Raw genomic sequence first — 679 nt, 5'->3', positions numbered from 1 at the left:
CCCCTCCAACGGCTCGGGCCAGGGGCCCGTCTCCACGTCAGGGGTCAACGGGTCACGGAAGGCCACGTTGAGATGGACCGGCCCCGGCCGACCACCCTGGGCCGAGCACCACGCCCGACAGGCCAGCGACCGCCAGTAGGCCACCATCCCGGGAACCGGATCGGGCGTACCGACCTCGGCGAACATACGCACCGCGCTCCCGTACAGGCCGATCTGGTCCACCGTCTGGTTGGCGCCGGTACCGCGCAGCTCCGGAGGCCGGTCGGCGGTCAGCACCACCAGGGGCACCCCGCTCTCATCCGCCTCCATCACCGCCGGATGGAAGTTGGCGGCCGCCGTACCGGAGGTGCACACCACCGCCACCGGGCGCCGGGAGACCCGGGCCAGACCCAGAGCGGCGAAGGACGCCGAACGCTCGTCGATGCGCACGTGCACCCTGACATCGGGGTGGGCGACCAGGGCCAGGGCGAGCGGCGTCGAGCGCGACCCCGGCGCCACGACCGCCTCGGCCAGCCCGCAGCGGGCCAGCTCGTCGACCAGGACCCGCGCCAGGGCGGTAGACGGATTCATCAACTCTCTCGATCGTCTCAATGTGTACCAAGTATCACCATGTGGACTCGGCCCCTACAGTCAACCCCACTCAGAACGCGGGAGGGCCGAACACGGCTGTTACCCGCCA

General features: G+C 71.0%; 1 protein-coding gene. It reads right to left on the bottom strand.

Going from position 1 to position 679, the window contains the following annotated elements; all coding sequences use genetic code 11:
- Positions 1-570 (bottom strand): 2-succinyl-5-enolpyruvyl-6-hydroxy-3-cyclohexene-1-carboxylic-acid synthase (gene menD / locus D455_RS0109495; RefSeq protein WP_017570492.1); only part of this gene is annotated, 570 nt, incomplete at its 3' end.
- Positions 571-679 lie beyond the last annotated feature (109 nt).

The sequence above is a fragment of the Nocardiopsis halotolerans DSM 44410 genome (assembly GCF_000341065.1).
Classification (GTDB): Bacteria; Actinomycetota; Actinomycetes; order Streptosporangiales; family Streptosporangiaceae; genus Nocardiopsis; species Nocardiopsis halotolerans.
Note: the sequence above shows the minus strand (reverse complement) of the source record. Positions and strands in the feature narration are given on the sequence as shown.